This window comes from Pseudomonas sp. BP11-1-1, assembly GCF_052112105.1.
GTDB lineage: Bacteria > Pseudomonadota > Gammaproteobacteria > Pseudomonadales > Pseudomonadaceae > Aquipseudomonas > Aquipseudomonas alvandae.
Genome location: NZ_JAUTYU010000001.1, coordinates 159,964 through 184,333 on the forward strand (window position 1 = coordinate 159,964; position 24,370 = coordinate 184,333).

The 24,370-nt window shown below is 61.5% G+C and carries 25 protein-coding genes; 17 read left to right on the forward strand and 8 right to left on the reverse strand.

Going from position 1 to position 24,370, the window contains the following annotated elements; translation table 11 throughout:
- Window positions 1-176: 176 nt before the first annotated feature.
- The 3 genes from Q7C33_RS00755 (at window position 177) to Q7C33_RS00765 (ending at window position 2,926) form a co-directional block, all read left to right on the forward strand.
- Entirely contained in the window at window positions 177-1,304 is a 1,128-nt protein-coding gene (locus Q7C33_RS00755; RefSeq protein ID WP_407682673.1) for a glycerophosphodiester phosphodiesterase, read from the forward strand.
- A gap of 121 nt (window positions 1,305-1,425) precedes the next feature.
- A complete protein-coding gene (locus tag Q7C33_RS00760) occupies window positions 1,426-1,731 on the forward strand; it encodes a PepSY domain-containing protein (protein ID WP_030142484.1) in 306 nt (101 codons plus the stop codon).
- 172 nt (window positions 1,732-1,903) lie between these two features.
- Window positions 1,904-2,926, forward strand: coding sequence for a transporter (locus tag Q7C33_RS00765; RefSeq protein ID WP_198797929.1), 1,023 nt, complete (start codon window positions 1,904-1,906; stop codon window positions 2,924-2,926).
- Between the two features lie 184 nt (window positions 2,927-3,110).
- Here the strand turns inward: Q7C33_RS00765 and Q7C33_RS00770 are convergent, their stop codons facing one another.
- Entirely contained in the window at window positions 3,111-4,736 is a 1,626-nt protein-coding gene (locus Q7C33_RS00770) for a methyl-accepting chemotaxis protein (protein ID WP_407682674.1), read from the reverse strand.
- Window positions 4,737-5,022: 286 nt separating this feature from the next.
- Here Q7C33_RS00770 and Q7C33_RS00775 point away from each other — a divergent pair, with 286 nt between their 5' ends.
- The 3 genes from Q7C33_RS00775 to Q7C33_RS00785 all read left to right on the forward strand — a co-directional run bounded on the left by Q7C33_RS00775 (window position 5,023) and on the right by Q7C33_RS00785 (window position 6,879).
- Window positions 5,023-5,166, forward strand: coding sequence for a hypothetical protein (locus tag Q7C33_RS00775; RefSeq protein WP_187293363.1), 144 nt, complete (start codon window positions 5,023-5,025; stop codon window positions 5,164-5,166).
- 217 nt (window positions 5,167-5,383) lie between these two features.
- Window positions 5,384-5,596 (forward strand): hypothetical protein, encoded by a 213-nt coding sequence (locus tag Q7C33_RS00780; RefSeq protein WP_198797931.1) that lies wholly within the window; start codon window positions 5,384-5,386, stop codon window positions 5,594-5,596.
- An 83-nt stretch (window positions 5,597-5,679) separates the two neighbouring features.
- Window positions 5,680-6,879, forward strand: coding sequence for an MFS transporter (locus tag Q7C33_RS00785; protein ID WP_407682675.1), 1,200 nt, complete (start codon window positions 5,680-5,682; stop codon window positions 6,877-6,879).
- Here the strand turns inward: Q7C33_RS00785 and arfB are convergent.
- The gene (gene arfB, locus Q7C33_RS00790) at window positions 6,876-7,289 is read right to left on the reverse strand and encodes an alternative ribosome rescue aminoacyl-tRNA hydrolase ArfB (RefSeq protein WP_030142489.1); all 414 of its coding nucleotides are present in this window, start codon (window positions 7,287-7,289) and stop codon (window positions 6,876-6,878) included. The genes Q7C33_RS00785 and arfB overlap by 4 nt on opposite strands.
- 220 nt (window positions 7,290-7,509) lie before the next feature.
- Complete coding sequence (locus tag Q7C33_RS00795; protein WP_198797934.1) at window positions 7,510-8,928, reverse strand: amino acid permease; 1,419 nt, start codon at window positions 8,926-8,928, stop codon at window positions 7,510-7,512.
- Between the two features lie 938 nt (window positions 8,929-9,866).
- Here Q7C33_RS00795 and Q7C33_RS00800 point away from each other — a divergent pair.
- The gene (locus Q7C33_RS00800) at window positions 9,867-10,004 is read left to right on the forward strand and encodes a hypothetical protein (RefSeq protein ID WP_407682676.1); all 138 of its coding nucleotides are present in this window, start codon (window positions 9,867-9,869) and stop codon (window positions 10,002-10,004) included.
- Between the two features lie 84 nt (window positions 10,005-10,088).
- Window positions 10,089-11,054 carry a leucyl aminopeptidase gene (locus Q7C33_RS00805; protein WP_407682677.1) on the forward strand — a complete coding sequence of 322 codons (966 nt, stop codon included), beginning with the start codon at window positions 10,089-10,091 and terminating at the stop codon, window positions 11,052-11,054.
- A 227-nt stretch (window positions 11,055-11,281) separates the two neighbouring features.
- Here the strand turns inward: Q7C33_RS00805 and rluB are convergent, their stop codons facing one another.
- The 5 genes from rluB to Q7C33_RS00830 form a co-directional block, all read right to left on the reverse strand.
- On the reverse strand, window positions 11,282-12,517 hold the full coding sequence (gene rluB, locus Q7C33_RS00810; RefSeq protein WP_030142493.1) for a 23S rRNA pseudouridine(2605) synthase RluB: 1,236 nt from the start codon (window positions 12,515-12,517) through the stop codon (window positions 11,282-11,284).
- 236 nt (window positions 12,518-12,753) lie between these two features.
- The gene (gene scpB, locus Q7C33_RS00815; RefSeq protein WP_030142494.1) at window positions 12,754-13,686 is read right to left on the reverse strand and encodes an SMC-Scp complex subunit ScpB; all 933 of its coding nucleotides are present in this window, start codon (window positions 13,684-13,686) and stop codon (window positions 12,754-12,756) included.
- Window positions 13,687-13,697: 11 nt separating this feature from the next.
- On the reverse strand, window positions 13,698-14,396 hold the full coding sequence (locus tag Q7C33_RS00820; RefSeq protein WP_167352838.1) for a segregation and condensation protein A: 699 nt from the start codon (window positions 14,394-14,396) through the stop codon (window positions 13,698-13,700).
- A gap of 132 nt (window positions 14,397-14,528) precedes the next feature.
- Complete coding sequence (locus Q7C33_RS00825; RefSeq protein WP_030142496.1) at window positions 14,529-15,158, reverse strand: L-threonylcarbamoyladenylate synthase; 630 nt, start codon at window positions 15,156-15,158, stop codon at window positions 14,529-14,531.
- A 13-nt stretch (window positions 15,159-15,171) separates the two neighbouring features.
- Window positions 15,172-16,035: a PHP domain-containing protein gene (locus tag Q7C33_RS00830; protein WP_030142497.1), complete on the reverse strand. Its 864-nt coding sequence runs from the start codon at window positions 16,033-16,035 to the stop codon at window positions 15,172-15,174.
- A gap of 87 nt (window positions 16,036-16,122) precedes the next feature.
- Here Q7C33_RS00830 and Q7C33_RS00835 point away from each other — a divergent pair, with 87 nt between their 5' ends.
- The 9 genes from Q7C33_RS00835 to Q7C33_RS00875 all read left to right on the forward strand — a co-directional run bounded on the left by Q7C33_RS00835 (window position 16,123) and on the right by Q7C33_RS00875 (window position 24,256).
- Window positions 16,123-16,719, forward strand: coding sequence for a septation protein A (locus tag Q7C33_RS00835; protein ID WP_030142498.1), 597 nt, complete (start codon window positions 16,123-16,125; stop codon window positions 16,717-16,719).
- 1 nt (window position 16,720) lies between these two features.
- Window positions 16,721-17,020, forward strand: coding sequence for a YciI family protein (locus Q7C33_RS00840; RefSeq protein WP_030142499.1), 300 nt, complete (start codon window positions 16,721-16,723; stop codon window positions 17,018-17,020).
- A 116-nt stretch (window positions 17,021-17,136) separates the two neighbouring features.
- Window positions 17,137-17,547 (forward strand): translation initiation factor 2, encoded by a 411-nt coding sequence (locus tag Q7C33_RS00845; protein WP_030142500.1) that lies wholly within the window; start codon window positions 17,137-17,139, stop codon window positions 17,545-17,547.
- 7 nt (window positions 17,548-17,554) lie between these two features.
- Window positions 17,555-18,232: a response regulator transcription factor gene (locus tag Q7C33_RS00850; protein WP_030142501.1), complete on the forward strand. Its 678-nt coding sequence runs from the start codon at window positions 17,555-17,557 to the stop codon at window positions 18,230-18,232.
- A gap of 304 nt (window positions 18,233-18,536) precedes the next feature.
- A complete protein-coding gene (locus Q7C33_RS00855; protein ID WP_030142502.1) occupies window positions 18,537-18,974 on the forward strand; it encodes a Spy/CpxP family protein refolding chaperone in 438 nt (145 codons plus the stop codon).
- A gap of 68 nt (window positions 18,975-19,042) precedes the next feature.
- Entirely contained in the window at window positions 19,043-20,395 is a 1,353-nt protein-coding gene (locus tag Q7C33_RS00860; RefSeq protein ID WP_407682678.1) for a sensor histidine kinase, read from the forward strand.
- Window positions 20,396-20,636: 241 nt separating this feature from the next.
- Window positions 20,637-22,064, forward strand: a complete 1,428-nt coding sequence (locus Q7C33_RS00865) for a di-heme oxidoreductase family protein (RefSeq protein WP_407682679.1) — start codon at window positions 20,637-20,639, stop codon at window positions 22,062-22,064.
- Window positions 22,065-22,091: 27 nt separating this feature from the next.
- Window positions 22,092-23,156 carry an imelysin family protein gene (locus Q7C33_RS00870; RefSeq protein ID WP_030142505.1) on the forward strand — a complete coding sequence of 355 codons (1,065 nt, stop codon included), beginning with the start codon at window positions 22,092-22,094 and terminating at the stop codon, window positions 23,154-23,156.
- 2 nt (window positions 23,157-23,158) lie between these two features.
- Window positions 23,159-24,256: a DUF1513 domain-containing protein gene (locus Q7C33_RS00875; protein ID WP_407682680.1), complete on the forward strand. Its 1,098-nt coding sequence runs from the start codon at window positions 23,159-23,161 to the stop codon at window positions 24,254-24,256.
- Window positions 24,257-24,370 lie beyond the last annotated feature (114 nt).

Genomic DNA, 24,370 nt, shown 5'->3' on the forward strand with positions numbered 1-24,370 from the left:
TGACGTTCAGGTTTCCCTCTACCGGGGAAACTGGTGCGACCAAGGGTACTGCAAAGTGGTTGGAAAGTGCGTGGGAAAATCTGCTTTACGCAGGTCAATGTCGGTATGGCGATAGCGTCCGCAGCGTTCAATTGTTAAAAGAGAGGTTTTACAGAAACCACGAAAGGATCTCGAGCATGCCTGTCACCTTTACCCGTAGCGCCCTGATGCTCGGCCTGTTGCTCGGCCTCGGCCAGGCACACGCCCTCGAAACGCCAAGTCCGAAGGCCCTGGCAACCCAGCAGGGGATTCCCCATCCAGCGGTCATCGCCCATCGCGGCGCCTCGTTCGACGCCCCGGAATCGACCGCCGCAGCCTACAAGCTGGCGAGGGACCTGGGAGCGGATTACCTGGAGCTCGACCTGCAACGCAGCAAGGACGGCGTCCTGTTCGTCTTGCATGACGACAACCTGCTGCGCACCACCGATGTCGCGACCAAGTTTCCCGAGCGCAACGACAGCAGCGCCAACGCGTTCACCATGGCCGAACTCAAGACGCTGGACGCCGGCAGTTGGTTCAACGCGGCTTATCCGGACCGTGCTCGGCCTTCCTTTGTGGGCTTGAAGATCCTGACGCTGGACGAGGTGATCAACATCGCCGAGGGCAACCCCCAGCAGAAACCAGGGCTGTACATCGAGACTAAGGAGCCCAAGCTGTTTCCCGGCATCGAACGTGACCTCAAGGACAAATTGCAGGACCGTGGCTGGCTGAGTCCGTCCGGGTCCAAGCTGGCCAAACGCGCCACCGGCGTGGGCCAGGGCAAAGGCAAAGTGGTCTTGCAAACGTTCGAGAAGAGCAGCTTGGAACTGCTTCATCAGGAAATGCCCAAGGTGCCGAAAATCCTGCTGCTGTGGGTGGGTGAAGGCAACATCGAGCCTAAATCAAAAGTGACATTCGCCGAGTCCGGCGAAACCGACAAGGCCGCCTACTACGCCAGACAGGAGCCCAAGGACAAGGCCGAGTTCGAGCAATGGATCCAGTACGCCAAGGCCCACGGCGCCATCGGCACCGGACCTTCAGCGGCACTGACCCATGGTGGCAGCCAGAGCTATTCGGACCTGGTGAAACCGTGGATGAACCAGTACACCCATGACCAGGGTCTGCTGGTACATGTCTACACCGTGGATGAACCGGTGGACTTCAAGAAAGTGATGGATGCCGGCGTAGATGGCATTTTCACCAACCGCTCCAGTGAGTTGCTCAAGTACTTCAAGCGTCCCGAAACCGGCAGTGTGGTGCAACTATTGGAGAAGAACGGTTATTAAGAATCGGGGGCGGATCGGTGCGGTCGGCGCAAGTTTTCCGAATTAAGGGTGAATTAAGTTGCCAGAGATAATCTGGCCCCACTTAAACGAATCACCCTTTAACGACACCAAGGAAAGACAGATGAAAACTTTGACTGCCCTGTTCACCGCTGCCGCCCTGACCCTCACCGCTGGCCTGGCCCAGGCGGATGTACGAATCGACCAGATTCCTCAATTGGTCAAGGACGGCAAGATCAAATCCCTCGAGTCGATGAATGCCGAAGCCCTGAAGTTGCACCCGGGCGCCACCATCACCGACACCGACCTGGATAACCACTTCAACGGCTACGAATATGAAGTGGAACTCAAAACTGCCGATGGCAAGGAATTTGACGTTGATTTCGACGCCACCACTGGCAAAGTCTTGTCGAACAAACAAGACACTTGATCCATGGAAATAAAAGAAGCCGCGCAACTTGAAAGTTGCGCGGCTTTTTCGTGAACGCTGACCAAGCCTTCGCCGCAGCCCAACCGTCACAAAACCTTCAAAGAACCCTGCAATGATGCCGCACAAGTGAACCTGTCATCGCCGCGACAGGCACTCCCGCCAGCGAGCCTTCATGAACCACAGCATCGACCAAAGCCATCGCGACCCGGACCTGTTCGGCCTGCTTTACGGGTTTCGCTTCCTGCCTGGCGAGCGCGGACGAGAAATTGATTCGGCCCAGGCCCTGCAAAGCCTGCAACAACCGCAAGATCCCGACGAATTCCTCTGGCTGCACCTGAATTTGGCCCACGCCGCGTGCGAGCGCTGGATGAAAAGCCGGCTGGCCTTGCCCCAGGAATTCTTCGAAGCCTTGCACGAGGGCTCGCGCTCGACCCGCATCGAGCACGTGGACTCGGCCTTGCTCGCCGTGGTCAACGATGTGGTGTTCAACCTCAGCAACCTGGTGTCCTCGGATGTGTCCACGTTGTGGGTTTGCGTGAGCAGTCGGCTGATTGTCAGCGCACGCCTGCAACCGCTGCACTCGGTCGACAAGCTTCGCTCATCGGTCAAGGCCGGCGAGTGCTTTCGGTCACCTTTGGAGTTGCTCGTGCATCTGCTGCGCGACCAAGGCGAGGTGCTGACCCAGATCGTGCGCAAGACCAGCCTCAGCGTCGACCAGATCGAGGATCAGTTGCTGTCTTCACGCCTGTCCACCAACCGCGCCGAACTGGGCAGCCAACGCCGGGTGCTGGTGCGCTTGCAACGTCTGCTGGCCCTGGAGCCGGGTTCGCTGCTGCGTCTGCTCAATCGCCCGCCGCAATGGCTGCAGAAAGAAGACGTCAAGGAACTGCGCAAATCCACCGAGGAGTTCGCCCTGATCATCAACGATCTCACGGCCCTGGGCGAGCGCATCAAGTTGCTGCAGGAAGAAATCGCCGCCAACCTCAACGAACAAAGCAACCGTACCCTGTTCACCCTGACGGTGGTCACGGTACTGGCGTTGCCCATCAACATCATTGCCGGTTTCTTCGGCATGAACGTCGGCGGCGTGCCGCTGGCCAGTGATCCCGAGGGCTTCTGGATCCTGGTGGCGCTGGTCGCCACCTTCACCGTGATTGCAGGCCGATGGGCGTTTCGCAAGCGGCGCGATTATTGAGCTGGTTCACTTCAAGTTTGCATGGAACCTTGTGGCGAGGGAGCTTGCTCCCGCTCGGCTGCGCAGCAGTCGTAAAAGCTGTCGCACCGCGCTGAATGGCTTTGGGGCTGCTGCGCAGCCCAGCGGGAGCAAGCTCCCTCGCCACGGGTGTTAACCAAGCCCTGTTCCAAACCGATCAATGTCGTCAGGCACTCAACCGCGCCGTCACTTCGTTCAACTGCCCCGACAACCCGTGCAGATCCCGACTGGCCGCTTCAGTACGCTGCACATTGTCCAGGTTGGTGCTGGCGATGCAGGTGATTTCAGTCAGATTGCGCGAGATGTCCTCGGCCACGGAGGTCTGCTCCTCCGCCGCCGTGGCAATCTGGCGATTCATGTCGCGAATCGCTTCGACAGCCTGGGTGATACGTTCGAGCATCTCGCCGGCCTGAGTCACCTGCTCGACACTTTCTTCGCTGCGCGACTGCCCGCTCTCGATGGCCTGGGCCGCGTCCACCGCGCCTGTCTGAACGGTCTGGATGATCTGGTTGATCTCGATGATCGACGACGCAGTGCGCTGGGCCAGGCTGCGCACTTCATCGGCCACCACCGCAAAACCGCGCCCGGCCTCGCCGGCCCGCGCGGCTTCAATGGCGGCGTTGAGGGCCAACAGGTTGGTCTGCTCGGCGATCCCGCGAATCACTTCCAGGACCTTGCCGATGCGACCGCTGTCGGTTTCCAAGCGGCGGATCACCGTGGCCGTGTTGGCAATCTCGCCGCGCATTTGGGTGATCGTGTGGATGGTGCCTTGCATGACCTTTTCGCCCAACTGCGCGGAATGATCGGCATCATCAGCGGCCCGCGCCGCGTCGGCGGCATGACGGGCAACTTCCTGGGCGGTGGCGGACATCTCGTTCATCGCCGTTGCGACTTGATCGGTGCGTTCGAATTGCTCGCTGGTGCCTTGGCTCATCAGGCTGGCAATCGCGTTGAGCTCGCCGCTGGCGCTGTCCAGTTCCGTGGCGCTGCGTTGCAGCCGGGTGAAGGTTTCAGCGAGGAAGTCACGCAACGTATTCGCCGCCAGGGCCAGGTCGCCCAACGCATCCTGACGTGTGCTGGTTACGCGCTCGGCGAAACGCCCACGGCTCAGTTGAGTCACGTATTCGATCAGGCTACGGATTGGCTGCACCAGGTTGCGGTTGACCAGCCACAGACTCAGCAAGCCGACCAGCAATCCCGAAAGCAGCATGATCACGGTGCCCAACAGGATCGTACGATCCGCACCGGCACTGATCAGCGCCGATTGTTCATCGCCCAGTTTGTGCAGCTCCACCACCAATTCGCTCATCTGCTCGCTGGCGGCACGGTCAACACCCTTGACCGCCGCGTCCCCTGCCGCGGCGTCTGCACCAGCGGAGACAAACGCATCACGCCCCTTTTGATAGGCGGCACCCAATTGCGCGTGCTCGCCCCGCAGGCGTTCGATGCGCGTCCTGATCGACGCCGGGACACCTTCGTGCTTGATCAACTCACCCAGGAGGTTCTGGACATCGCGCTGGCGATCATCGAACTGCTTCCAGTATTTTTCCAGGTCCGCGGGCTGCTTGCCGCGCAGCAAGACGTTTTTCCATTCCTGGACTTGTACCTTGAATTGCAGATTGGCCTCGTCGATCAATTGCGACGCACGCAACGGGCCATCAATCAGGCTGCGATAATTCTGGATGCCATCGGAAAGGAAATGAAAGGAGGCCAGGGCGATCAGCAGCATCGCCAACAGGCTGCCGCTCAGCAGGGCCAGAATCTGCGCTCTCAGGGATTTTTGTAGAAACATGGAGTCGATCTCTTCGAAGAAAGGACCTCCATGTCCAGGGTCCACTCTCGCTACTGAATGTGGAGGATATGTACACAGGGTCGGCCCCCAGGCCCTGTTCTTGAGCCCTGCCGACCACCGGTAGCGACGGCGTTTTCGCTGCTGGACATGACCTGTCCAGACAAGCCCACCGGTCGCCCCACCAGGATTGAAAGTCTTTTTGTCATTTCTCCTGGGGTATCCTGCCCACGCTTTGTAGAAGCGCGGATCTACCCGATCAATCAACAGACTTTGCGAGGAGCGCGAAATGCACGAGATCCCTAATCTCCCCTTCCCAAGCCTGCACGAACCTGAGCAGACGACCCCGCTGCAAGCCGGAGGGCAACCCGACGCCCAGCAACCCGAGCAGCAGCAAACCACTGAACGCCGCCAGGCCGACAACGAAGACTGATCCACCCGCAGCACCAGACTGTGTGGAAAGCGCAAGGCTCTGTACGAAATGTATCCGCACTCGCCCATACTGCGTTGAAACGGGGCTCGGAATGCTCATGTACTCCAGTACACTGCGCTTCCTCGCCCCGTTTCGCCTTGTCTGGCCTTCGCGCGAACACATTTCGTACAGAGCCTAAGATGCGCTTTCCACACCGCCTGAATCCGAGCCCCACGCCATGACCGACGACACTTCCTCCTTCAGCCCGGCCCAGGCCAGCGTGCTGATTGGCACCGCCGAGAAAATGGTCGAGATCTGGACCCGCCTCTCTTCCGAGAAACAAGCAGCCCTGCTGACTCGGTTCGGCACGGAAGAAAATGCCATTGCCGCGCTGGTCACTGCGCACCTGGTCGCTGACAAAACCACACCCGAGCCGCCGTCCGGCAAATAGTTTTACTTTTCCACGCGCCACCGCTGCGGTCGCCGCTATCATAAGCAGCCTATCTATCCTGCTGCCCCGTGGACCTTTTCCCCATGCCAGATCTCCAGCGCCCCATGGCGGTCACGCTGCAAGTCGTTTCCATCGTCCTGTTTACCTTTATCGGCTATCTGAACATCGGCATTCCCTTGGCCGTCCTGCCCGGGTTCGTCCATGGCGAGCTGGGGTTCGGCGCGGTAATCGCCGGGTTGGTGATCAGCGTCCAATACTTGGCCACGCTGCTTAGCCGTCCTTATGCGGGCCGCATCATCGACAACCTGGGCAGCAAGCGCGCGGTCATGTTCGGCCTGGCCGGGTGTGGTTTGAGCGGCGTGTTCATGCTGGTTTCTGCCTGGACCGCAGGCATGCCGGTCCTGAGCCTGACCAGCCTGTTGATCGGTCGCCTGGTGCTGGGCAGCGCCGAAAGCCTGGTCGGCTCGGGCTCGATCGGCTGGGGCATCGGCCGGGTCGGCGCGGCGAATACCGCCAAGGTCATCTCGTGGAACGGCATCGCCAGTTACGGCGCGCTGGCGATCGGCGCGCCGTTGGGGGTGTGGCTGGTGAAATCCCTCGGGCTGTGGAGCATGGGCGCCAGCATCATCCTGCTGGCCGTGCTCGGGCTGGCATTGGCTTGGCCGAAAACCGCCGCGCCCATCGTCGTCGGCGAGCGCCTGCCGTTCATGCATGTGCTGGGGCGCGTATTGCCCCACGGCTGCGGCTTGGCCTTGGGTTCAATCGGGTTTGGCACCATCGCGACCTTCATCACCCTGTACTACGCCACGCAGCACTGGGAAAACGCCGTGCTCTGCCTGAGCCTGTTCGGCGCCTGTTTCATCGGTGCGCGGCTGTTGTTCGGCAACCTGATCAACCGTCTCGGAGGGTTCAGGGTCGCGATTGCGTGCCTGTCGGTGGAAACCCTGGGCTTGCTGCTGTTATGGCTGGCGCCCGATGCACAGTGGGCACTGGCGGGGGCGGCGTTGAGTGGTTTCGGTTTCTCGCTGGTATTCCCGGCGTTGGGCGTGGAAGCGGTCAACCTGGTGCCAGCCTCCAGCCGTGGGGCGGCGGTGGGCGCTTATTCGTTGTTCATCGATTTGTCGTTGGGCATCACCGGCCCACTGGCCGGGGCGATAGCCGCCGGTTTCGGCTTTGCCTCGATTTTTCTGTTCGCTGCGCTGGCGGCCCTGGGAGGGTTGGCATTGAGCGTCTACCTGTACCGTCAGGCGCCTCGCTACCGTGAGGCGCGGGAGAAACTCTAGAAATCCACCTTGCCGCGCCCGGCCTTGATCGAGCCGCGCTTGGTCTTCGATTCGAGGCGACGTTTTTTCGAGCCGAGGGTCGGTTTGGTCGGGCGGCGTTTCTTTTCGACCTTGGTGGCGCTGAGGATCAGTTCGACCAGGCGCTCCAGCGCATCGGCCCGATTCTGTTCCTGGGTGCGGTATTGCTGGGCCTTGATGATCAACACACCGTCGCCAGTGATGCGACTGTCGCGCAGCGCCAGCAACCGTTCCTTGTAGAACTCGGGCAGCGACGACGCAGGAATATCGAAGCGCAAGTGCACAGCGCTGGAAACCTTGTTGACGTTCTGCCCCCCGGCGCCCTGGGCGCGAATGGCCGTCAGCTCGATCTCGGCGTCCGGGATGTGCACGGTGTTGGAAATGACCAGCATGGAAAGTGTCCGGTGTCAGGGTCCACAGGATACCGCGAATCCCCAAGACAACACTTAACCCCTTGTGGGAGCGAGCTTGCTCGCGATAGCGGTGTGCCAGTCAACATCAATGCTGCTGATCCACCGCTATCGCGAGCAGGCTCGCTCCCACAGGGGATTTGTATGTGGCCTGAAAGAACAAACCCGGCACTCGGCCGGGTTTGTCTTCTTTCAGCGATGCTTACTTGGCGGCAGCCGCCACGGCCAGCTCATGCCGAGCCTCGCGCTTGTTCTTGATCACATAGCACACCCACATGAACACCACCCACACCGGAATCGCGTACACCGAGACCTGGATGCCGGGGATCAGCAACATCACGCCGAGGATGAACACCACGAACGCCAGGCAGACATAGTTGCCATACGGGTACCACAGCGCCTTGAACAGCGGCGTCTGGCGAGACTGGTTCATGTGCTGGCGGAACTTGAAGTGCGAGTAGCTGATCATCGCCCAGTTGATCACCAGGGTCGCGACCACCAACGACATCAGCAGCTCCAGCGCATGCTGGGGAATCAGGTAATTGAGCAGCACCGCCACCAGCGTGACCGCCGCCGAGGCGAGGATCGAGCGAACCGGCACGCCGCGCTTGTCGATTTTCGCCAGGGCCTTGGGAGCATCGCCCTGCTCGGCCATGCCCAGCAACATGCGGCTGTTGCAGTAGGTGCCGCTGTTGTACACCGACAGTGCGGCAGTCAGCACCACGAAGTTGAGGATGTGCGCAGCTGTATTGCTGCCCAGCATCGAAAACACCTGCACGAACGGGCTGCCGCTGTAGGCATCGCCGGAAGCGTTAAGGGTGGCCAACAGGCTGTCCCAAGGCGTCAGGGACAACAACACCACCAAGGCACCGATGTAGAAAATCAGGATCCGGTAGATCACCTGGTTGATGGCCTTGGGGATCACGGTCTTCGGCTTGTCGGCTTCAGCGGCGGTGAAACCGAGCATTTCCAGGCCACCGAAGGAGAACATGATGATCGCCATCGCCATCACCAGGCCGCTCACGCCGTTGGGGAAGAACCCACCGTGGGACCACAGGTTGCTGACTGACGCTTGCGGGCCTCCGTGACCGCTGACCAGCAGGTAGCTGCCCAGGGCAATCATGCCAACGATCGCCACGACCTTGATGATCGCGAACCAGAACTCGGCCTCGCCGAAGACCTTGACGTTGGCCAGGTTGATCGCATTGATCAGGATGAAGAACGCCGCCGCCGAGGCCCAGGTCGGAATGTCCGGCGCCCAATAGTGAATGTACTTGCCAACCGCCGTCAGCTCGGACATTCCCACCAGGATGTAGAGGATCCAGCAGTTCCAACCCGACAGGAACCCGGCGAAACCGCCCCAGTACTTGTGGGCAAAATGACTGAAGGAGCCGGCCACCGGCTCTTCGACGATCATCTCGCCGAGCTGGCGCATGATCATGAAGGCGATGAAGCCGCAGATGGCGTAGCCGAGGATCATCGACGGGCCGGCTGATTTCAGCACCCCCGCCGAGCCGAGGAACAGGCCGGTGCCGATCGCGCCGCCAAGGGCGATCAGCTGAATGTGGCGATTTTTCAGGCCGCGCTTCAGCTCGCCTGAATGCGAGTTTTGTCCACTCATGAAAAGGGTCTCACGCAAGGTTTGATGATATTCGTTAGACGTTGCCGCTCGAATCGGATCTCAAGCAGCGCCGATCAAACCCCAGCGCAGGCACCAGGAATTCAGCGTTTTTACAACGGTCATGCGTCACCTGTTTGTTTTTATCTGTGACGAAATCGAACCCGACACGCTTGTGGCGTGGCGGAGTGAACAAGGCGGATAACCTTGAAAGTGCGTGGCTACGCGAAGGGTCACAGTAAAACGCGGCGCATTGTACACCGCTGACCCCCTGCTGCCAGACACCACCGGATCAGCGTGTCATTTGCCGGGATCGCACGGGGCCGCCTCGAACATCTCGGGCGGCTGCGAAAACAGGTCCGGGCTCTTGCGAGCCGTTGAAGCGTGGAATGCGAAAAACACAACCACGGGGGAAGGAAAACGGAGCTACGGCGTTCATTGCGCCTCCTTTTTGTTATTCACCTGCACGACAGGCATGGAGCGCATCTCACCCTTGAAGAAGCGCTGAAACAAGCGGGCCAGAGCTCCGGAACCAGTCCACGTCGAGGCCATGCGGAAGCTTTTTCTTACAACCGGGAAAACCTGCCTCTACGACCCGCATGCAAGGCTTTTTTCGTCATCAATTCTTTACGGCGCGTAAAGCAGACTTTCCATCAAGGGTGTTTGCAGATCCTGACCACAAATTGACGGTAGATAGCTACCTAACGAAGACAGCCCACCAGACGACTGTTTTTAAACAGCTAATTTGCCCATGAAAAAATGGAACAAAAAGTTCAAACAAAAAAAATAAAATAATTTTTTGCATTCCAAAAAACCCTCGACTAGGTTTTCAGCCACTTGCCCAGGCATCGTGCCGGCGAGTTTTTGCGGTGCCGATTCAGCCGGGTTCCACTCGCCGAATCGGCCCGCGTTTTCCGCAAAAGTCATCTAGGAGATTCACTATGCAAGCACTGGACAAAGACTTGGAAACCGAACTGCAACTGGATGAATGGTTCGACGCACCGACCCATGAAGCCGCCGTTGAAATGATGCAAGCCGACGCCGTCGTTCCGTTCGGCACGGCGATGTGGCCTCTGTAAGCGATACCCGGCGGAGCTGATCCGGCCGGTCGGCTCCGCATCCTGCTGCCAGGAAGCCAAATCAATCGTCAGGGAAGAATAAGCATGGACACACAACGAGCCATCTCACATTTCCTTTACTACCTCGAACATCATCCTGCCCTGGCCGGCATCCAGCCCGCCAAGGTATTGCTCGGCCACACCGCCGATTACGAAGCGTTGGCCGGCAGCATTGCAGAACAAGCCGGGAGCACTTCGCCGTTCAGGTTCAACGCCATGCGCCTGGACCTCGAACCCACGGAACGCCTGTCCCAGGCCATTGCCGACAGCGATCTGTACATTTTCTTCTACGACTCATCCACCCTTCCCAACCCACGCCCCGATGGCCCGGACTTTGTCCGCGCGCTGCAGGGCGTAATGGCGGACAACTGGAAAAAATCGCTGTTGTTCAAAGACTATGGCGACTATTTCTACGACACTTTCAGCGTCATTCCCCAACGGATCGCCGGGCTCAATAGCCACCTGATCCGCCGCATGTCCCAGGCTACGACGTTGAGCTTCGAAGATGAGCACGGCTCGTATTTCGACACCGCGCTGCACAACGTCAAGAAGTGGACCGACATCAATGGCGTCGGCAACTACGATCTGGCTCCCGGCGAAATCGCCACCCACAGCGACACCATCAATGGCCGGGTGAAATTCGTCGGGACTTTCCTGAGCACGATTCCCTTCGCACGCAAATATGGCGTGCTGCAGTCGCCGCTGGAGCTGTGGATCGAAGACTCCACGATCCAGAAAATCGCCACCGATGTCCCGGGTCTGGAACACGATTTCAACCGGTACCTGGACGCCAACCCGTCCAACCGGCGCATCGAAGAACTGGGGATCGGCACCAACGAAGGGGTCAAGAGCCTGTACGCTCGCAACGCCGGTTTCGAAGAGCGCCATTGCGGCCTGCACCTGGGGCTCGGTGGCGGCGCCAAGGGCAGCCATCACCTGGATCTGATTTTCGAAAGCGGTGTGCTGGCGCTGGACAAAGAGCCGATGTTTGATGGGCGGTTTGTGCTTTAGGCTGAAATCGATTGTGGGGCTGCTGGCGCCATCGCGAGCAAGCTCGCTCCCACAGTTGATCTTGGTGACTGGGAGATGTGTGTTCGGCGCCGCTCCATTGTGGGAGCGAGCTTGCTCGCGATGGCGGACTCAAAAAGCGCTGCATCACTAAAGCCAGGCCAAAAAAAACGCCAACCCAACGGTCGGCGTTTTTTCTTGCAGCTTGCAGCTAGAAACTCACAGCTGCCTCACTCCGGCTTACGACGCCCAAACCCCGGACGCTGTCCCGAACCTGCCGGGGCACCACGGCGCTTGCCCGACGGTGCATCGCGGTCAGCCAGGATGATGCCCGGACGCTTTTTCGGCGCAGGCTTGGCCGGGCGCTTGGTGTCGGCCGGGCGATCCGCCACTGGCGTACCGCGACCAGCCGGGGCTCCACGCCCTTCGCCACGCTCGGTACGACCATTGGCCGGACGTGGCGCACGCGGGCCACGCTCGCCGTCCTGACGCGGTGCAGGCTTGCGGGCCGGACGTTCGCCTTCGATCTGCGGCTCGCGGGAAGGACGCGGGCCGGTCGCTACGCCGTCGGCCGCCGGGCGCAGTGTACGCACGCGCTCGGTCTTGCCCATCGGACGCGAGGACTTGCGCTGCATCCGCTCCAGCTTGTCCTTGCTCTTGGCGGTCATCTGCGGCATTGCCACAGGCTTGAGGCCCACTTCGGCCGCCAGGATGTCGACTTCCTGCTGGGTCATTTCACGCCAGCGGCCCATCGGCAGGTCGGAGTTGAGGAACACCGGGCCGAAACGCACACGCTTCAAGCGGCTGACCACCAGACCCTGGGATTCCCACAGGCGCCGCACTTCACGGTTGCGACCTTCCATCACCACGCAGTGGTACCAGTGGTTGAAACCTTCACCGCCCGGCGCCTGCTTGATGTCGGTAAAACGCGCCGGGCCGTCTTCCAGCACGACGCCGGCCTTGAGACGCTCGATCATCTCGTCATCGACTTCGCCACGCACACGGACGGCGTATTCGCGGTCCATCTCGTAGGACGGGTGCATCAGACGGTTCGCCAGCTCACCGTCGGTGGTGAACATCAGCAAACCGGTGGTGTTGATGTCCAGGCGACCGATGTTGATCCAGCGGCCTTCTTTCGGACGCGGCATCTTGTCGAACACAGTCGGACGGCCTTCCGGGTCGTCACGGGTGCAGATCTCGCCGTCGGGTTTGTTGTACATGATCACGCGGCGCACCGTTTCGGCGGCCTCTTCACGCTTGATCACCTTGCCATCGATGGTGATGGCGTCATGCATGTCGACGCGCAGGCCCAAGGTGGCGTCTTTGCCGTTGACCTTGATGCGGCCCTGGGTAATCCAGGCTTCCACGTCACGGCGCGAACCGACGCCGATGCGGGCGAGGACTTTTTGCAGTTTTTCGCCTGCTGGGCCGATTTCCTGGCTGTCGTTCTGGTCTTGGTCGTTCATTTCTGGGCACCTCCCGGTGTGGTCGAGCCAGGCTTGGCCTGACACTTTGAAAACAGGTCTTTCGGCGAAGGGATCGCCAAAGGGTCGCGAATCATACGCTCGTTGAGGTGATTGCGCATCAGAGACTAGCTGATCGAAATGCCCTTGGTGCTTTTTCCGCCGATCGGTGGCACCCGACTTAATGAAGGCCCCTGTGGGACGGCGGTGGATCAGCCAGTGTTTGCAAACCAGTTGAGTCAGTCGTCGAACTGGCGCCGTTCGTTTTCGATCGCTTCAGCCAGGGCGCGGGCCTCGGCCTCTTCATCGCTCAGTTCGGGCTCAGGCGGCGCAAGGGCGGCGACGGCGGCCAGCAATTTTTCCCGGGCTTCGGCGACGCCAAGGATGTCCTCCTCCGGCTCGGGCTCGATTTCACTGAGCGGCGTCGGTTCATCCGCTTCTTCTTCGAGGCCCGGCTCCTCACGCAGCAGGTCGTCGAAGTCGGTCTTCAAGCCCTCCTCCATCGTGTCCAGTTCCAGCAGCAACGAATGGAAACTGGTCTCTTCCTTCGGCTCCTCAGGCTCGGCACTGGCGTCGGCCAGTTCCTGCAAGCCCTGGGGCACCGGAGCGTCGTCGAATTCCAGCATCGGCTCGGGTTCCAACTCCCGCAGTTCCGCCAGCGGCGGCAGGTCGTCGAGGTTCTTCAGGTTGAAGTGATCGAGAAAGGCCTTGGTGGTGGCGAACATCGCCGGCTTGCCCGGTACGTCGCGATAACCGACGACGCGAATCCACTCGCGCTCCAGCAAGGTCTTGACGATGTTGCTGTTGACCGCCACGCCGCGCACATCCTCGATCTCGCCGCGAGTGATCGGCTGGCGATAAGCGATCAGCGCCATGGTTTCGAGCAGCGCCCGGGAATAGCGCTGCGGCCGTTCTTCCCACAGGCGTCCGACCCACGGGGCAAACTTCTCACGGATTTGCAGGCGGTACCCGGACGCCACTTCCTTGAGCTCGAAAGCCCGACCCTCGCAGGATTTGCCCAGCAATGTCAGGGCTTTCTTGAACACGGCCGGCTCGGGCCGCTCGCCTTCTTCGAAGAGTTCGAACAGACGCTCCATCGATTGCGGCTTTCCCGAGGCCAACAGGAAAGCTTCAAGCAAGGGGGCCAGCTCGCGGGGTTCAGTCAGATTCATTGATTTGCTCGTTATTCGGCTCGGGCTCGCACGTGGATCGCTGCGAACGGCTCATTCTGCACCAGCTCGACCAAGGATTCCTTGACCAATTCCAGGACCGCCATAAACGTCACCACCACGCCCAGCCGCCCTTCCTCGGCGGTGAACAGCTCGACGAAGGGGACGAAGCCGCCGCCCTTGAGCCGTTCCAGCACATCGCTCATGCGCTCGCGGGTGGACAGTGCCTCGCGACTGACCTGGTGGCTTTCAAACATATCGCCCCGGCGCAGGACCTCGGCCATGGACATCAGCAACTCTTCCAGGCTCACGTCCGGCAGCAACTTGCGTGCCCGCGCCTCGGGGGCATCGAGCTTGGGCACCACCACATCGCGCCCGACCCGGCTCAGGCCGTCGATGCCCTCGGCGGCCACCTTGAAGCGCTCGTATTCCTGCAAGCGGCGGATCAGCTCCGCCCGAGGATCGTCTTCTTCCTCCTCGACTTCGGCCGAGCGCGGCAGCAGCATGCGCGACTTGATTTCGGCAAGCATGGCCGCCATCACCAGGTATTCCGCCGCCAGCTCCAGGCGCACCGACTGCATCAGCTCGACGTAGCCCATGTACTGGCGGGTGATTTCCGCCACGGGAATGTCGAGGATATTGATGTTCTGTTTGCGGATCAGATACAGCAGCAGGTCGAGCGGACCTTCGAAGGCTTCAAGGAAAACCTCCAGCGCATCCGGCGGAATGTACAGGTCCAGGGGCATTTCCATGACCGCCTGGCCATAGACCATCGCGAAGGGCAGCTCCTGTTGCGCGCCAGCCTGGCTGTCCACGCTGTCGACGGCGGTCTCCACAACGGACATTCAGGCCTCGACCATGAACGGCGTCGGGTCGCCGCAGCCGACGCGCACCACCTGCGGCTCGCCGTCGGCCAGATTGATCACCGTGGAGGCCTTCATGCCACCGAAACCGCCGTCGATGATCAGGTCGACCTGATGTTCGAGCATCTGGCGGATTTCGTAGGGGTCAGTCAGCGGATCGGTCTCGCCGGGCATGATCAGCGTCACGCTCATCAAAGGCTCCCCCAGCTCCGCCAGTAGCGCCAAGGCAATGGGGTGGCTCGGCACGCGCAGGCCGATGGTGCGTTTTTTGGGATGCAACAACAGCCGCGGGACTTCCCGGGTGGCATTCAGGATAAAAGTATAAGGGCCCGGTAGATGGGCCTTGAGCAGGCGGAAAGTGCCGGTATCGATCTTGGCGAACAGCCCCAACTGCGAAAGATCGCTGCAGATGAGTGCGAAGTTGTGCTTGTCATCCAGCTGACGCAGGCGTCTGACTCGCTCGACGGCATTCTTGTCGCCGATCTGGCAACCGATGGCGTAGGACGAGTCGGTGGGATAAACCACCACGCCACCGCCACGGATGATTTCCACGGCCTGTTTGATCAGGCGCGCTTGCGGGTTTTCCGGATGAATCTGGAAAAATTGACTCACGTGTTCTACCTGTTCAGACGGCGGCGATAACGGGATCATGTTTGAATCTACACCATAGTGGTGGCAGATCTTCCGGCAACGGGCGATATTCGCCTATCTCGGACCAGCCCCCCGGGCCATGGAAATCGCTGCCGGCGCTCACCAGCAATCCAAACTCCCGGGCGAGGATCGCCAGGCTGCCGACCTGCTCGGCCGGCTGATGGCCATTGACCACTTCGATGGCATGGCCCCCTGCTTGAATATAGTCGGCTATCAGGCGGCGGCGCTTGCTGCGGGTGAAATCGTAGTGCCAGGGATGCGCCAGGCTGATCCAGGCGCCGGCGGCCCGCAGTGTCCCGACCGTCTCCTCGAGTGTCGGCCAGTGCTGCTTGACGTCCCCCAGCTTGCCGGCCCCCAGCCATTTGCGGAAGGCTTCGGCGCGGTCCTTGACGAAACCTTCGCGCACCATCCAGTCGGCAAAATGCGGCCGGGCCGGCGCGTTGCCGCTGTCGCCCAATTCCTGCTGGATCTGCCGGGCCCCTTCCAGCGCACCGGGCATGCCCTTGAGGGCGAGCTTGCGGCTGATCTCCTCGGAGCGCAGCCAACGACCATCGCGCAACTCGGCGATGGCCTGGACCAAGGGCGGTGCCGTCACATCAAAACCGTAGCCCAGTACATGAATGGTCGCCCCGCCCCAGGTACAGGACAGCTCGACCCCGTTGACCAACTGCATGCCCAGCGCGGTCGCGGCACTGCGGGCCTCGTCGAGGCCTTCGAGGGTATCGTGATCGGTCAGGGCCAGGACTCGCACGCCGTGCTCGAACGCCCGCGCCACCAGAACCGCAGGCGCCAGGGCCCCATCGGAGGCCGTGCTATGGCAGTGCAAATCAACATTCACGGGACTTTGTTACCTCAAATCAGCTGGCCCTATCGCGGCCAAGGATGTTTGTTATTATGCCGCCACATCCTGCTCCTGGCTGCCACTGTGAAACAATTCATCGATTTCATCCCGCTCCTGCTGTTTTTCATCGTCTACAAACTTGATCCCCGGACCGTCGATATCGCCGGCCACTCCTTGACTGTAGGCGGTATCTACAGCGCCACCGCGGTGCTGATCATCAGTTCCCTGGTGGTCTACGGCGCGCTGTTCATCTCCCAGCGCAAGCTGGAGAAGAGCCAGTGGCTGACCCTGATCGCCTGCCTTGTATTCGGTAGCCTGACCCTGGCCTTCCATAGCGAGACGTTCCTCAAATGGAAAGCCCCGGTGGTCAACTGGCTGTTCGCCCTGGCCTTCATCGGCAGCCACTTCATCGGCGACCGCCTGCTGATCAAGCGCATCATGGGCCACGCCATCAACCTGCCCGAGCTGATCTGGACCCGCCTGAACATCGCCTGGATAGCGTTTTTCCTGTTCTGTGGCGCCGCCAACCTGTTCGTTGCGTTCACGTTCCAGGAATACTGGGTCGACTTCAAGGTGTTCGGCAGCCTGGGCATGACGTTGCTGTTCCTGATTGGCCAGGGCATCTACCTGTCCCGTCACCTGCACGATGCCGACCCCACCACGCCAAAAACCGAGGACTGACATGCTCTACGCCATCATCGCCACCGACGTCGCCAACTCCCTGGAAAAACGCCTGGCTGCCCGCCCTGAGCACCTGGAGCGCCTGCAACAGCTCAAGGCCGAAGGCCGCATCGTGCTGGCCGGTCCCCATCCGGCGGTGGACAGCAACGACCCAGGCGCCGCCGGTTTTACCGGCAGCCTGATCGTGGCCGAGTTCGAGTCCCTGGCCGCCGCACAAGCCTGGGCCAAGGCCGACCCGTTCGTGACAGCTGGCGTCTATGCCAATGTCGAGGTCAAGCCGTTCAAGCAAGTCCTGCCGTAAATTTCCCCGGCGCGATGAGCCTTCCTGGCTCATTGCGCTCAATGGCTCATTGTTCTCGTCCGCCTGCCGACAACCTGTCTAATCTGCTAAATCTCGATTGGAATTCAGGAGCTGCAATGCGCAAAGGTCCGTTGTGCCTGTTGTTGGTCACGTTGGCGATCGGGGCGCCCGCCCATGGCGAGGAAACCTCCGAAGCCGGCCATTCGACGCCCTTGTCGCTGAGCGCAGGCGGCCAGATCGCCGAATTGCAGCAACGCTTGAAAGACAGCGAGCGCATGCGTGAAGAGCTCACCCAACAATTACAGAACACCAACGGCGAACGCGAAAGCGCGCTGGTGGGACGGTTGCGCCAGGAAAACCAGCGCTTGAAATTGCAGCTCAAGGAAGCCCAGGCCAATCCCCTGCCACGCCTGCTGACCGATCAGCAGCAATGGTTCGTGGTGGGCGCCGGGGTAGCGCTATTGGCCCTGCTCTGCGGTATCTTTGCCAGCGGTGGACGTAGACAACGTCGGCAATGGCTAAATTGAGTGAGTCATGAGCGAGCTGTTACTGATAGATGATGACCAGGAGCTGTGTGAGCTCCTCGGCAGTTGGCTGGGCCAGGAAGGTTTCCAGGTCCGCGCTTGCCACGATGGCCTGAGCGCCCGCAAGGCCCTGGCCGAAACCGCCCCGGCGGCGGTGGTGCTGGATGTGATGCTGCCCGACGGCAGCGGCCTGGAATTGCTCAAGCAATTGCGCAACGATCATCCGGAGCTGCCGGTATTGATGCTCTCGGCCCGTGGCGAGCCGCTGGACCGCATCCTCGGCCTGGAATTGGGCGCCGATGATTACCTGGCCAAACCCTGCGACCCACGGGAACTGACCGCCCGCCTGCGCGCCGTGCTGCGGCGCAGCCACCCGACGGCCGTGTCCAGCCAGATCGAACTGGGCGACCTGACCTTCAGCCCGGTACGCGGCGTCGTCAGCATCGACGAGCAGGAACAAACCCTCACGGTGTCCGAAAGCCGCCTGCTCGAAGCGCTGCTCAAGCAACCGGGCGAGCCGTTGGACAAGCAGGAGCTGGCGCAGCTCGCCCTGGGCCGCAAGCTGACCCTGTACGACCGCAGCCTCGATATGCACGTGAGCAACCTGCGCAAGAAAATCGGCCCCCACCCCGATGGCCGGCCACGGATCGTGGCGCTGCGTAGCCGGGGTTATTACTACAGCCTTTAAGGCACTGCGCCGATCTCTTGTGGCGAGGGGATTTATCCCCGCTGGGGTGCGAAGCGCCCCCTATTGCTGCCATTAAGGTATATCAGTTGAAGCCGTGGGGGCCGCTGCGCGCCCCAGCGGGGATAAATCCCCTCGCCACAGCAAGCTCCCTCGCCACGGGGATTAGTCTTCGCCCGCTGGATTTGTCAGGTCCGCACCAAACCGTCTTTACCCAAGCTTTACCCACCCCTGACCGCCGCTGACCTTGATCTCCGTAATCTGGACACATCCGGAACTGACCGGGAACGAGACAAGGAGAAACACCATGCGCAAGACCCTCACCGCCCTGATGTTCGCCGCAGCCCTGCCGACCGTCGCCATGGCCATGCCCGAAGGTCCTGGCCCGATGGGCCCGATGGACGGCCCGCGCCACGGTGGCCAGATGCATGACAGAGGTCCCTACAGCCAACTGGACCTGAGCCACGAGCAACGCCAGCAGATCCGTCGGATCATGGGCGAACAACGCCACGAACAACGTGAACTGGTGGACAAATACCTGGCCAAGCTGTCGCCAGCCGACCAGAAAGCCATGCAGGACGAAAGGGAGGCTCGGCACCAAAAAGTCGATGCGCAGATCCGCGCACTGTTGAAGCCGGAACAACAGAAAGAATTCGACGCGATCCAGAAGAAGCAGGCCGAACGTCGGGCCGAGTGGGCCGAATTCAAGGCCTGGAAAGCGCAACAGCCGCAAAAAGCGCAATAATGCCCTGAAGTACCACCAGCCCAACGGCACACCGCCGTTGGGCTTTCTTTGTTTTCGAGGATAAATCCGTGCGTTCATTGTTCTGGCGCGTCCTGGCCAGTTTCTGGCTGGCCATCGCTCTGGTGGCGGGACTTTCGATTCTGATGGGCCACATGCTGAACCAGGACGCCTGGATCCTCAGCCGTCATCCAGGCCTCAATACCCTGGCCGAAGAGTGGACGCAGACTTACGAAAGCCAGGGCGAAGACGCCGCGCAGGCCATCCTCCAACAGCGCAAGCGCCAGTATCACATCGACGTCCAAGTGCTCAACGAAAGTGGCGACCCGGTGGTGCGCGGCACCTTTCCGCACCGTGCCGCCGCGTTCGAGGCGCGCCAGAACAACGACGACCGACGCCTGCCCTGGCGGCGCCTGACCGACGAGTTCACCAGCGCCAAGACCGGCGACACGTACCTGTTCATCTACCGCATCCCCCACCCCGAATTGGACGCCTGGCACCGCGGCAGCTTGCTCTGGCCCCTCAGTGCCCTAGCGATTGCCCTGGTAGTACTGACCTTGTTCAGCCTGTTGGTGACCCTTTCCATCACCCGTCCGCTGAGCCGACTGCGCGGCGCGGTGCATGACCTGGGGCAAGCGGCCTATCAGCAGAACAGCCTAGCCAAGCTGGCCAACCGACGGGACGAATTTGGTGTGCTGGCCACGGATTTCAATCGCATGGGCGCGCGCCTGCAAAGCCTGATCGCCAGCCAGCGCCAACTGCTGCGCGACGTTTCCCACGAATTGCGCTCGCCCCTGGCCAGGCTGCGCATCGCCCTGGCACTGGCGGAGCGCGCGAGCCCCGAGGAGCGCGAAAAACTCTGGCCGCGACTGACGCGTGAGTGTGATCGACTGGAAGCGCTGATCAGTGAAATCCTGGTCCTGGCTCGCGTCGATGCCGACAACGCCAGTGCCGAAGAGGTCGATCTCAACGGGCTACTGATCAATCTACAAAAAGATGCCCAGATGGCTTCGCCGGAGCAAATCGTGCAGCAGGAAACCGAGCCGAACCTGGCCCTCAAGGGTTGGCCGACGATGATCGAGCGTGCCGTGGACAATTTGTTGCGCAACGCCCAGCGCTTCAGTCCGGACGGGCAGCCCGTCGAAATGCGCGCGGTGCGCCAGGGGGAGCGAATCCTGGTCAGCGTGCGCGATCACGGGCCGGGCGTCGAGGCCGAGCATCTGGGCCAACTGGGCGAACCGTTCTATCGCGCGCCCGGCCAGACCACTGCCGGTCATGGCCTGGGCCTGGCGATCGCCCGCCGCGCAGCCGAACGCCACGGCGGAGCGCTGGTATTGGCCAACCATCCCGAGGGCGGGTTCATCGCGACGCTGGAATTGCCGTTGGTGCCGGGGGCAGTAGTCCCCCCTACAGACCAACAGTGAACCCCGTGGCGAGGGAGCTTGCTCCCGCTCGGCTGCGCAGCAGTCGCAAACTGGTTGGCGGGATTTACCTGTTGCACCGCGGCGCCTGGTTTTGGGGCTGCTTCGCAACCCAGCGGGAGCAAGCTCCCTCGCCACAGGAAATCAAGCGCCCCGATCAAACCAAACGATAATTCCTCTTATTCAAACCGCCCTGCCCTGTTAGACTTTGCGCCCGCGTTTCACTCGTCCCGCAGGATTCCCGATGCCGTCGTTGCCTCTTCGCTTATGCGCTCTGCTGTTGGCCTTGGGCCTGAGTGCCTGCGATGACGCCCCGCGTTTCACCCAGGCCGAGCCCGGCGAAGCCAAGTCCGGTGGCAACGCGACGGTACGCAAGGCCGACCAGAATGCCTTTTCCCTGCCTTCGGCCAACCTGCCGCCCTCGCGGCGCGTGGATTTCAGCGTCGGTAACAGTTTCTTCCGCAGCCCTTGGGTGATCGCTCCTTCGACGACGACTGCCCGCGATGGCCTCGGTCCCTTGTTCAACACCAATGCCTGTCAGAACTGTCATATCAAGGACGGTCGCGGCCACCCGCCCGCACCAGACGCAACCAGCGCGGTATCGATGCTGGTGCGCCTGTCGATTCCGGACGCGCCACCCTACGCGAAGGTCATCGAACAGCTCGGCGTCGTGCCGGAACCGACCTACGGCGGGCAATTGCAAGACATGTCCGTGCCAGGCGTTGCGCCGGAAGGCAAGGTGCGGGTCGATTACTCGCCAGTCCCGGTGCGTTTCAACGACGGCACCGTCGTGGAACTGCGCAAGCCGAACCTGCAGATTACCCAGCTGGGTTATGGCCCGATGCACCCCGACACGCGTTTTTCGGCCCGCGTCGCACCGCCGATGATCGGCCTGGGTTTGCTCGAGGCCATCCCCGACGACGCCATCCTGGCGAATGCGCAGGCTCAGGCACGGGACAAAAACGGTATTGCTGGCCGTCCGAACAGGGTCTGGGACGATATCCAGCAAAAGACCGTGCCGGGGCGTTTCGGCTGGAAGGCCGGGCAGCCGAACCTCAATCAACAGAACGTCCATGCGTTTTCCGGCGACATGGGCCTGACGACCAGCCTGCGTCCGTTCGACGATTGCACCGAGGCCCAGGTCGATTGCAAGCGCGCGCCCAACGGCAACGGTCCGAAGGGCGAGCCGGAGGTCAGCGACAACATTCTGCGCCTGGTGTTGTTCTACAGCCGCAACCTCGCCGTGCCGGCCCGTCGCGACGTGAACTCGCCCCAAGTGCTGGCGGGCAAGAATCTGTTTTTCCAGGCGGGTTGCCAGTCCTGTCACACCCCCCAATACACCACATCCGCCAACGCTGCCGAGCCGGAGCTGGCGAACCAGGTCATCCGCCCATACACCGATTTGCTGCTGCACGACATGGGTGAAGGGCTGGCTGACAACCGCAGCGAGTTCCAGGCCAGCGGCCGCGACTGGCGGACTCCGCCGTTATGGGGTATCGGCCTGACCGAAACCGTCAGCGGTCATACCCAGTTCCTGCACGACGGTCGCGCCCGCAACCTCCTCGAAGCCGTGCTCTGGCATGGCGGCGAGGCCCAGGCGGCGCAGCGACAGGTCTTGGCTTTCAACGCCGAGCAGCGCGCTGCGCTGTTGGCTTTCCTGAATTCCCTTTAACGTTATTTCCTGAAACGGGAGCCCGACATGTTCCGTCCCAAGCTGTTGTTCACCAGCCTCGCCGCCATCGCCCTCGGCGCCTGCTCGCCCCAGGATCCCCAGGCGGTCACGTCGGCTGCCATTGCCAAGCAAGTGATCCTGCCGACCTACAGCCGCTGGGTCGAGGCAGACCGGCAATTGGCGAGCAGTGCCTTGGCGTTCTGCCAAGGCAAGGAAACCCTGGAGACCGCCCGCGCCGACTTTCTCAAGGCACAAAAAGCCTGGGCCGAACTGCAACCACTGCTGATCGGTCCACTGGCCGAGGGCAACCGCGCCTGGCAAGTGCAGTTCTGGCCGGACAAGAAAAACCTGGTCGGCCGCCAGGTCGAGCAATTGGTCAACAGCGAGCCGCAGATCGACGCCGCCGGCCTGGCCAAATCCAGTGTTGTCGTGCAAGGGCTCTCCGCCTACGAATACCTGCTGTTCGACGCCAAGATCGACATGGCCGACAGCGCCCAGAAAGCCAAGTACTGCCCACTGCTTACCGCCATTGGTGAACGCCAGAAGCAACTGGCCGAAGAGATCCTGTCCCGTTGGAACACCAACGACGGCATGCTCGCCCAGATGAGCAAGTTTCCTAACCAGCGCTACGCCGATTCCCACGAGGCAATCGCTGATCTGCTGCGGGTCCAGGTCACTGCCCTGGACACCTTGAAGAAAAAACTTGGCACTCCAATGGGCCGCCAGAGCAAGGGCGTGCCGCAACCGTTCCAGGCCGATGCCTGGCGCAGCCAATCGTCACTGCAAGGTCTGGAAGCCAGCCTGAGCGCCGCCAGGACCGTGTGGGTCGGCGTCGACAACAAAGGCCTGCGCGGTCTGCTGCCAAGCGACCAGAAGCCATTGGCGGACAAGATCGATGCTGCCTACGATGCCTCGTTGAAGCTGTTCGCCAGCAGCCAGCGCTCACTGACCGACATGCTCAACGACGACGCCGGGCGCCAGCAACTCAACGATTTGTACGACAGCCTCAACGTCGTCCACCGCCTGCACGAGGGCGAACTGGCCAAGGCGCTGGGCATTCAACTGGGCTTCAACGCCAACGACGGTGACTGATCATGTTTCGACGTCAGGCTCTGGCACTCGGCAGTATGCTGCTGGGTGCCGTTACCCTGGGCGGCTGGACGCTGTTCAAGCAAAAGGACAAGCGTGCGCTACTGCTTTCGGCACGGGACGATGGCGATGGCAATCACTTCGCCGTCGGCTATCGACTGGACGGCACCCGGGTGTTCGCCACCCGGGTCGGCCAGCGTTGCCATGACATCATCAACCACCCGACGCTGCCGATCGCGCTGTTCGTTGCCCGCCGTCCAGGCACCGAAAGCTATCTGATCGACCTGCGCGACGGGACACTGTTGCAGACCATCGCCTCGTTACCGAACCGGCATTTCTACGGTCACGCGGTGATCCACAAGAGTGGCGAGTGGTTGTACGCCACAGAGAACGACACCCGCGACCCGGGGCGCGGCCTGTTGGGCGTGTATCGTTTCGAAGGCGAGCGGCTGGTCCACAGCGGCGAAATCTCCACCCACGGCATTGGCCCCCACCAAGTGTCATGGATGCCTGACGGCGAGACATTGGTCGTTGCCAACGGCGGCATTCGCACCGAGGCCGAAAGTCGGGTCGAAATGAACCTTGACGCCATGGAGCCGAGCCTGGTGTTGATGCAGCGCGATGGCACGCTGCTGAGCAAGGAAACCCTCGCCCAGCAGATGAACAGCGTGCGCCATTTGGGCATCGCCAGCGACGGGACCATCGTCTCCGGCCAGCAATTCATGGGCGCCGCACATGAGCCGTCGGAACTGCTGGCAATCAAGCGACCGGGCCAACCTTTCCAGGCGTTCCCGGTGCCCGAACATCAGTTGCAGGCCATGGGGCACTACACCGCCAGCGTCGCCGTGCACAGCGAACTGCGCCTGGTGGCCCTGACGGCGCCACGGGGCAATCGCTTTTTCATCTGGGACCTGGACAGTGGCGAGGTTCGCCTGGACGCGCCTTTGCCGGATTGCGCCGGGGTGGGCGCGGTGGCCGACGGTTTCGTCGTGACATCGGGCCAGGGGCGTTGCCGCTATTACGATTGCCGGCAATCACAATTGGTTGCAAAACCGCTGGACCTGCCGGCGGGGCTCTGGGACAACCATCTGCATCTGGTCTGAGCGGGGGGCGGTGCCGGGCGCTATGACTTTTCAGAAGAGTCCTACGCCCCACCGTCCCGCCAGCATCTGGAATACCCCGAGCGCACAGGGTAATGTGCCCGCCTATCTGTATTT

Coding starts and splice junctions, on each gene's coding strand:
- Q7C33_RS00840 (WP_030142499.1), top strand. CDS start 16,721: ATGCTCTACGCCATCATCGCCACCGACGTCGCCAACTCCCTGGAAAAA.
- Q7C33_RS00760 (WP_030142484.1), top strand. CDS start 1,426: ATGAAAACTTTGACTGCCCTGTTCACCGCTGCCGCCCTGACCCTCACC.
- Q7C33_RS00775 (WP_187293363.1), top strand. CDS start 5,023: ATGCACGAGATCCCTAATCTCCCCTTCCCAAGCCTGCACGAACCTGAG.
- arfB (WP_030142489.1), bottom strand. CDS start 7,289: ATGCTGGTCATTTCCAACACCGTGCACATCCCGGACGCCGAGATCGAG.
- Q7C33_RS00755 (WP_407682673.1), top strand. CDS start 177: ATGCCTGTCACCTTTACCCGTAGCGCCCTGATGCTCGGCCTGTTGCTC.
- Q7C33_RS00850 (WP_030142501.1), top strand. CDS start 17,555: ATGAGCGAGCTGTTACTGATAGATGATGACCAGGAGCTGTGTGAGCTC.
- Q7C33_RS00800 (WP_407682676.1), top strand. CDS start 9,867: ATGCAAGCACTGGACAAAGACTTGGAAACCGAACTGCAACTGGATGAA.
- Q7C33_RS00770 (WP_407682674.1), bottom strand. CDS start 4,736: ATGTTTCTACAAAAATCCCTGAGAGCGCAGATTCTGGCCCTGCTGAGC.
- Q7C33_RS00865 (WP_407682679.1), top strand. CDS start 20,637: ATGCCGTCGTTGCCTCTTCGCTTATGCGCTCTGCTGTTGGCCTTGGGC.
- Q7C33_RS00785 (WP_407682675.1), top strand. CDS start 5,680: ATGCCAGATCTCCAGCGCCCCATGGCGGTCACGCTGCAAGTCGTTTCC.
- scpB (WP_030142494.1), bottom strand. CDS start 13,686: ATGAATCTGACTGAACCCCGCGAGCTGGCCCCCTTGCTTGAAGCTTTC.
- Q7C33_RS00780 (WP_198797931.1), top strand. CDS start 5,384: ATGACCGACGACACTTCCTCCTTCAGCCCGGCCCAGGCCAGCGTGCTG.
- Q7C33_RS00875 (WP_407682680.1), top strand. CDS start 23,159: ATGTTTCGACGTCAGGCTCTGGCACTCGGCAGTATGCTGCTGGGTGCC.
- Q7C33_RS00765 (WP_198797929.1), top strand. CDS start 1,904: ATGAACCACAGCATCGACCAAAGCCATCGCGACCCGGACCTGTTCGGC.
- Q7C33_RS00870 (WP_030142505.1), top strand. CDS start 22,092: ATGTTCCGTCCCAAGCTGTTGTTCACCAGCCTCGCCGCCATCGCCCTC.
- Q7C33_RS00795 (WP_198797934.1), bottom strand. CDS start 8,928: ATGAGTGGACAAAACTCGCATTCAGGCGAGCTGAAGCGCGGCCTGAAA.
- Q7C33_RS00855 (WP_030142502.1), top strand. CDS start 18,537: ATGCGCAAGACCCTCACCGCCCTGATGTTCGCCGCAGCCCTGCCGACC.
- Q7C33_RS00845 (WP_030142500.1), top strand. CDS start 17,137: ATGCGCAAAGGTCCGTTGTGCCTGTTGTTGGTCACGTTGGCGATCGGG.
- rluB (WP_030142493.1), bottom strand. CDS start 12,517: ATGAACGACCAAGACCAGAACGACAGCCAGGAAATCGGCCCAGCAGGC.
- Q7C33_RS00805 (WP_407682677.1), top strand. CDS start 10,089: ATGGACACACAACGAGCCATCTCACATTTCCTTTACTACCTCGAACAT.